Here is a 7,945-nt window from a genome sequence, read left to right as displayed (position 1 = left end):
ACCGGCACCGAAGTCAGCATCACGCCTGGAAAAGCCGTGCGCTTCAAGCCCGGTAAAGAACTGCATACATTGGAGTCCGGGACACCCACTCCGAGCGCCTGATTCGCACGTCGGGTCGAAGCGCTGGCCGGAAAGACCCCTTTGGGCTACGACCGCAGAGACTAGTGCTGTGCGGACGGCGTCGCCGCATTCGCGCCTGCCACGTTTGCGCCTGGCTTTGAGCGGAAAAACAACATCAATCCGCTGGTTTTGGGGCAAGAGAGCGACAGCGGTTGCGGGCTGAGCCTATATAGACAAATCAGATAACGCTTCAGTTCGCGAGTTTGATCGAGGCGATTTCTTTAATCGCTCGTAGATCGCCTGCGCGATGCACGATGAGGCGCAGGCCGTTTCCTTCGGGATAGCGCGGAGCTGTGGCTAGCGCATCTGCAGCCGTCTTCGGCAGTTGCGCTTCCTTTGCTGCTTTCAGGGCCTTATCGCTAAGGACGAACGAAACCATGAAGCAGCCTTCGCCCGGGCCGAGGTAGACAATGTTGCGACTCTTCTGTTTCAGGCGCAAGCTCCAGCCGTACTTATTGACGCAGATGCCCTTCCACTCCTGCCCTGCAACTCCTTCTTCTTTCGCCATCCAATCGATGAATTCATTCCAGAGCTTAGCGGTTGGCCCGAGAGCAGCAACGACTTCATCGTCGCCGGGCTGCTTCGGCCTCCCAAGAAATGCATTGGTATAACCCATCTCGCCTCCTTGGTGCGCGCCGGAATTCTAGCTCGTTTTGGTTGAGCCGGCTGTGACAAGACTTTGAAGGACCAAAGCGAATTAGAACTGTGGGGAACTTCACATGAGGCGCTGGGCATCTACGTCAACGACGATGTTGCGGCGAGGGATGCCGGCTTCATCCGCATGTGCAAGAGCGCCTCGTAGTGCTGCGTTGAGAGACTTGCGGGATGCGGCTTTCAGAATCAGGTGGAAGCGATATACGTTATTGATGCGAGCAATCGGCGCAGTGCAAGGGCCCAGCACCCGAACTCCCTCCGGCGCTGTCTGCTGAAACCACTTGCCCAACGTCGCCGACCACCCTGCCGCCTCCTCCAATTTGTCTGATTGAATCAAAACATTCGCCAACACGCCGAAGGGCGGATAGTGCATCCAGCGGCGATACTTCAGCTCGCGCTCAGCAAAGCCCGCGTAGTCGTGGGTGCTGGCCGCAACAATCGCATAGTGATCTGGATAGTACGTCTGCACGACGACGCGACCCGGCAGCTCTCCCCGGCCCGCTCGCCCCGAAACCTGCATCATCAACTGAAAGACGCGTTCGGCGGCGCGAAAGTCCGGCATCGACAGCGCGTGATCGCAGCCGACCACACCGACGAGTGTGACGCCGTGAATGTCGTGCCCCTTGGCGATCATCTGCGTACCGACCAGCAGATTGATTTCGCCAGAGTGGAGTCGCGCGAGCAGATGCTCCAGATCATGCCGCCCGCGCACCGTGTCGCGGTCCATCCGGCCGATGCGCGCGCCGGGAAAGATCTCCGCCAGCCGCTCTTCTCCCTGCTGCGAGCCCGCGCCAAGAAAATAAAGGTGCTCGCTCTCGCAGTTCGGGCATTTCGACGGCACTATGCGCTTGAAACCGCAGTAATGGCATTCCAGCCGCTGGCCTGCGCGCACGATCTGGTCTTCGCCGCTGGGTTTGTGGTGGGTAAGGGCGATGGCGCAGTTCTGGCACTCCAGTTTTTGTCCGCAGGCGCGGCAGAGCACAGCAAACGAATAGCCGCGGCGGTTGAGGAGGATGATGGCCTGCTCACCGCGCTCGATAGCCTGGCGCGTCTGGTCCACGAGCGAGCGCGAAAAGAGCTGCTCCTGCCCAGTCTCCTGGAACTCGCGTCGCATGTCGATAAGTTCGACCTCGGGCAGAGGGCGATTCTTGACACGGTCGTTCATTTCGATGCGCGTGTATTTGCCCTGTACGGAGTTTTGCCAGCTCTCGAGCGAGGGAGTTGCCGAGCCTAGCACGACCACAGCACCGGTCAGTTTGGCGCGCATCACCGCGACGTCGCGAGCGTTGTATCGCGGCGTCTCCTCCTGCTTGTAGCTCTGGTCATGCTCTTCGTCCACAAGGATGAGACCGAGGTTAGGCGCGGGCGCGAAGATAGCCGAGCGTGTGCCAACCACAATTGGCGCATCCCCGCGATGGATGCGGCGCCACTGCTCGGTACGCTCCTCGGGAGTAAGCGCCGAGTGCAGAAGTGCGACGCGCTCGCCAAAGGCTGCGTCAAGCAGGCCAACCATCTGCGGAGTCAACCCGATCTCCGGTACAAGCAGGATGGCCGATTGCCCTCGGTCGAGCGCGCGTTGCATCGCTTTGAGGTAAACCGCGGTCTTCCCTGAACCCGTGACGCCGCGCAGCAGAAACGAGTGAAATGCCCCAAGTCTGGATACGATGGACGCGAGCGCATCAAGTTGCGACTCATTGAGCGTCAACGGTTGAACTGGAGCTTCGATGCCGCCCAGTCGAAAAGCGGCTGCGCGCTCCTCGATGCGCACCAGTTCGCGCCGAACAAGCGTCTGCAAAGTGGAAGATGGCAGATCGCGGCGGCGTAAGGCGGCCAAAGGAACCTCGCCCCCGTTTGCGGCCAGCTCAGCCAGAATTGCCTGCTGGAGTTTGGTCAACACAGGCAGGCGAGTATCCGGTATGAGAACAGCGAAGCGCTCAGTGCGGCGTGCGTCGCGTTCGGTGGCAGCAGTCTCGCGCGCAATCCATTTCTTGCGCTGCATTGCAACCAGCACGGGCAAGATAGCGGCCGTAGCAGTGCGCAGGGTCGATACCTTTACGGGCTCGCCAGCTGCCAGCCTCTCCAACACACGACGCTCCATGGCCAAATCTTCAACGGAACGCTTTCCCCGCCGTGCCGGTCTCGTGTCTGAGACCTGGGAACTCCTCCCATCCCCATCCAGACTCGACGCCAGCACATCACGGCCAAGATCGGTAATGCGGTAGTAAACAACCCGTCGTACCTCGGCCATCAGCGGCAACATTCCGCGCAGGACTTCGCCGAGAGGAGCAAGGTAGTAGCCGGCAATCCACTCCGCCAGCTTGAGAAGGTGTTCGCTCAGAAGCGGCTCGTCATCGAGCACTGCCTCAATGCACTTCGCCTCGAAGTCTGCGGGAGCGGGCGCTTCAGTGGCCGTGACTACGCCGATCAGCTTTTCATTGCGAAACGGTGCAATGACGCGGGAGCCCCGGGCCACTGGCTCGCTTTCGCGCAGGGCGTACGTGAACGTGCGATCGATCGGCACTGGCAACGCGACTTCACAATAAGAAGGCATCGGGAGCAACTTCCAGTTTAGCGGCCCACCACCGAGACCTCTGTGCGTAACCGGCATCACAGAGTTTGTACCCGCCGGAGTCTTTTACGCCCTATTCCCTGTTCCCCATTCCCTGTCTTTCAGTACAATTCCTGCTGATGATCGCCAAGACTACTAAGTCCTCCCAAACTGCGCGCAGCGCCTCGCCCAAAACCTCCAACCCCATCACCATCTGCATTGATATCGGCGGCTCGGGTCTGAAGGCGATGCTGGTCGATGCCAGGGGCCATCCTGTGAGCGAGCGCCAGCGCGTGGCAACACCCGCCGTGCCCACGCCGCTGGCCGTACTGAAAGGCTTGGAAGAACTGCGCAAGACGTTGCCTGGTTTTGACCGCGTCTCGGTCGGTTTCCCCGGCGTGACTAAGAAAGGCATCACATATACCGCCGCCAATCTGCATCCAAGGTGGTACGGTTTCCCGCTGGAGAAGGAACTCGAGAAGCTCTGGAAGAAGCCAGTGCGCGTGGCCAACGATGCAGCCGTGCAGGGCTACGGTTCAATCAAGGGCGACGGCGTGGAACTGGCCATAACTCTCGGTACAGGGCTGGGCTCATCGCTCTTTACGAATGGTCATCTATGTCCGGGACTCGAACTGGGCCATCATCCGTGGAAAAGAGACCGTGAGTACGAGGACTATCTGGGGCGCCGCGGCCTGGATAAGTACGGAAAGAAGCATTGGAACAAGCTCCTGCAGGAAGCGATCGAGCAAACCGCCAAACTCTTCAACTGGGACCACCTCTACCTGGGCGGCGGCAACGCCAAGAAGATCGATTTCAAGCCGGGTAAAAACATCGAGATCGTTTCAAACGAAGCCGGCTTGCTGGGCGGTGTGGCCCTCTGGCGGGACTGGAAGTAAGCACAACCGAAATCCAGACAACAACTGACGTCGGGTGTCGGTGGAGTTTGAACAAAGCTTGACTGACCGTGGCTGGAAATCAATGCGCTGGAAGAAGGCCCACGGCTGAAATCGTGGGCCTTCTTCACGTCGGATTTGACCCGCAATTCGACGATGGGCTTTTTTGCAGCCGGACCGTGGAGAAAAGACCGAGCCCCGGGTCTCTCAAGCAGCTCGTTTGTGCGTCCATTTTCGGACACATCCTCCCGTTTCTGAACGTCCGTCGAGTCGGAGCAGGTCCCACTCCATTTTGCAAACTCTTGCGAGAGCAAGGATTAGCCCGGTTGTCATTTGGTTGCACACGTGCTTCGACCTTCCTGGAAAGACCCTGACCCCGAGGATCCGCATGCAGAGATTTCGTCTTGATTTGAAGCTCGCTCTTCGCCAACTGCGCAACTCCTTTGGCTTCACCATCACTGCCGTTCTCATGCTCGCGTTCGGCATTGGCGCCACCACCGCGATCTTCTCCATCGTGGAGGGAGTGCTATTGAGGCCCCTGCCCTTCCCCGATTCGGATCGTTTGATGGTGCTCTCCGATCACCTGCAGGGAGTCGAAGTGGGCCAGGGAGGCGATGAAGTCGGCGTCACCGTCCCGGACATCCTCGCTTACACGCGCGACACGCGCTCCTTTACCGCACTGGGCGCATATCAGGGTGCTGCCTTTGAGCTCTCCGGCAGCGGCGATCCGGCGCAGGTAAATGCTTCGCGGATCACGGCCGGCATCTTCTCTGCACTTGGAGTAGCTCCGCAACTTGGCCGGGTCTTTACCGCAGACGAGGACGAACATCATCAACAGGTCGCGGTTCTCAGTAATTCCACGTGGCGCACACGCTTTCACGCGGACCCGCAAATCGTCGGCACCAAGGTGCTTCTCGACCGCAAGCCTTACATCGTAATCGGAGTGATGCCGCGCGGATTTGAATTCCCCCTCATACCTGGCCAGCTCAATCGCGCAGAGTTGTGGGTGCCGATGAGTTTCCGGCCTGATGAGCTTGCATCGCGGAGTGCGAGCAACTGGAGCTACCAGATGATTGGGCGTCTGAAGCCCGGCATTTCGCCCACGCAGGCACAAAGCGATGCTGATCGCGTGGCAAAGGAGATCATGCGCGGCTATCCGGCTGAAATGGCCAGCCTGCACATCAACGCACTGGTACGCCCGCTGCAAGGCGATACTGTGCAGCAGTCGCGTTCCCTGCTGCGCACCCTGTTTCTTGCTGTGGCCGTGGTATTGCTGATTGCCTGCTTCAATCTTGCTGGACTGATGCTGGTGCGCGCCATTCGCCGCCAGCGCGAAGTTGCGGTAAGGCTCGCGCTGGGCGCACGCGCTTCAGCGCTGATTCGCCAGGCGGTTCTCGAGAGCCTGGTGCTTAGTGTCAGCGGCGGAATACTTGGGCTCATTCTTGCGGCTGTCGCGCTGCGCGTGGGCAAGAGCATGCTGCCAGAGAGCCTGCCGCGCGTAGATGAAATCTCGCTCAGCTGGCAGGTGATTGCGTTTGCATTGGGGCTGGCCGTCGTAACCGGACTGGCATGCGCACTAGCACCCGCATTCGCTGCGATACGTACCAACGTAAACAGCAACCTGAAGGAAGGCGGACGCACCGGTAGCGCTGGCGGAGGCCACGCGCGCCTGCGGTCGACGCTGGTGGTTGCAGAAATTGCGATCGCTTTGGTGCTGCTTTCCGCGTCGGGTCTGCTGTTGCGCAGCTTCGACAAGATGCGTGCGGTTGATCTCGGATTCAGCCCGCAGCACGTCACCACCGCGGCTTACTCGTTGCCGCAGCTGCAGTACTCGAAACAGTCGCAGGTTGATACATTCAATCGCGAACTTCTGCTGAAGCTCAATCAGCTCCCGGGAGTGCAGTCCGTTGGCCTTACGAGTTTGCTGCCGTCGCAGGGCGTCAACAACAACCAGACCTTCGTAGTTGACGGTTACACACCACCGCCGGGCGCGAACATGAACCTTGCGACGGTTTCGCAGGTTGAGGGAAACTTCTTCCCGGCGATGGGAGTTCGAGTGCTGCGCGGGCGCACGTTTACCGAGGATGATCATGCAGGCACGCAACTGGTGCTGATCGTGAATCACAAGTTTGCGCAGCACTACTGGCCGAACCAGGATCCGATTGGCAAGCGGCTCCGCATCGGCACCGCGCAGATGCAGACACCTTGGCTCACCGTCGTGGGCGAAGTGTCTGACACCCAGCTTATGTCGCCCGACAATCCTGCGACCGAACAGTACTACATGCCCGTTGACCAGGCAGAGGATGCGATCGGTTCACTGGCTGCACCCGGCGACCTGAACGGAAACGGCGGGTACATTGTGCTGCGCTCGGCGCTACCGCCGGAACAAATGGAAAATGCCTTGCGCTCCACGGTGCGCTCCATCGATCCCCTGCTCCCGTTGACGCAGGTACAGACCATGGAACAGGTGGTGTCGGAATCGGAGTCGTCCCGGCGTTTCAATACGGTGCTGATCTCAAGCTTCGCCTCTGCAGCTGTGCTGCTCGCTGTGCTTGGCATCTACAGCGTGATCGCGTTCTCCGTCGCCTCACGCGTGCAGGAGATGGCGATCCGCATGACACTCGGTTCGCAACGCTCTGCCATTGTTGGGCTGGTGATTCAGTCCGGCGCGAAACTCGCCATAGTCGGATGTGTCATCGGTCTCGCGGGCGCCGCGGCAGCTTCCGGGCTCCTCAGATCGATGCTATTCGGCGTGAGCCCATTTGATCCGCTCGTGTTGGCTCTCGCGGCAATCGGAGTTTTGCTGCTCACGGTTGTAGCGTCTACACTCCCCGCGATTCGCGCAGCGTCAATTGATCCAATGCAAGCCTTGCGCGGCGAATAGCCTTTCGGCTCTTTCAGAAACTGGGTGCCCCAGGTCTCGAAGTTGAGACCTGGGATCGAAGCCCAGCACCGACGAGACCTTGCGCCTCGCGCTCATGCTCCCCAGGACCTACTCCACCCGAAGCGCCCGCACCGGATTAATGGTCGCGGCCCGACGTGCGGGCACCAGGCTCGCCACAAGCGCGCACAATGCCAGTGCTGCAACCGAGCCACCCAGCGCCACCGGATCCCAACCCTTCACTTCGTAGAGTTGGGAAGCAATCAATCGCGCACATCCGATTGACACCGGAATCCCGATGGCAAGCCCGATGAGAATCTGCACAAACGCACCGCGCAATACCATGGCCACGACCTGCGCCCTGTTCGCACCCAGCGCAATGCGCACGCCGATTTCGCCGGTGCGGCGCTCCACGCCGTATGCAGTAACGCCGTACAGACCCACCGCCGCAAGCACCAGCGCAAGAATGCCGAATAGACCCGTCAACTGCGAGACGGATCGCTCCTGGTCCATCCGGTCGGCCACCTGCTGTTCCATCGTTCGTATGCTCACCAGCGTCAAATTCGAGTCCACTTCGGCAAACGCACGCCGTACCTGCGGTTCCAGCCCCTGCATGCTGCCGTGCATTTCCAACACCACGCCTTCAATAAGGTGCGAGCGCTCTTCAATCATCTGCGCCATCGCCGTATTAAAATGCGCGCGCTGCGCCAATGGCACGAAGAGCAATGGCATCCGCCAATGGCCGCTCGGATCGGTATAGTTTGACGTTCGCACCACACCTACAATCTCGTACATTCCGCTGTACACCGCATCATTCATGCCGAAATGTGTGCCAATCGGTTCTTCTCC

Annotated in this window: 5 protein-coding genes; 2 read left to right on the top strand and 3 right to left on the bottom strand. The window is 59.8% G+C overall.

Annotation, left to right across the window (positions count from 1 at the left end):
• Window positions 1-310 precede the first annotated feature (310 nt).
• Both WA354_RS03885 and priA read right to left on the bottom strand, forming a co-directional pair.
• Complete coding sequence (locus WA354_RS03885) at window positions 311-736, bottom strand: DUF3788 family protein (protein WP_472811697.1); 426 nt, start codon at window positions 734-736, stop codon at window positions 311-313.
• A gap of 99 nt (window positions 737-835) precedes the next feature.
• Window positions 836-3,325: a replication restart helicase PriA gene (gene priA, locus WA354_RS03880; RefSeq protein ID WP_472811696.1), complete on the bottom strand. Its 2,490-nt coding sequence runs from the start codon at window positions 3,323-3,325 to the stop codon at window positions 836-838.
• 137 nt (window positions 3,326-3,462) lie between these two features.
• On the opposite strand from priA, the gene WA354_RS03875 reads away from it, so the two are divergent.
• Window positions 3,463-4,218: an ROK family protein gene (locus WA354_RS03875; RefSeq protein ID WP_472811695.1), complete on the top strand. Its 756-nt coding sequence runs from the start codon at window positions 3,463-3,465 to the stop codon at window positions 4,216-4,218.
• Between the two features lie 385 nt (window positions 4,219-4,603).
• A complete protein-coding gene (locus tag WA354_RS03870; protein ID WP_472811694.1) occupies window positions 4,604-7,099 on the top strand; it encodes an ABC transporter permease in 2,496 nt (831 codons plus the stop codon).
• A 108-nt stretch (window positions 7,100-7,207) separates the two neighbouring features.
• Here WA354_RS03870 and WA354_RS03865 read toward each other — a convergent pair.
• Window positions 7,208-7,945 (bottom strand): FtsX-like permease family protein (locus WA354_RS03865; RefSeq protein WP_472811693.1); only part of this gene is annotated, 738 nt, incomplete at its 5' end.

The organism is Occallatibacter sp. (genome assembly GCF_049802275.1).
GTDB lineage: Bacteria > Acidobacteriota > Terriglobia > Terriglobales > Acidobacteriaceae > Telmatobacter.
The sequence above is the reverse complement of the archived record's forward strand: the minus strand, read 5'-3'. Positions and strand labels throughout refer to the sequence as shown.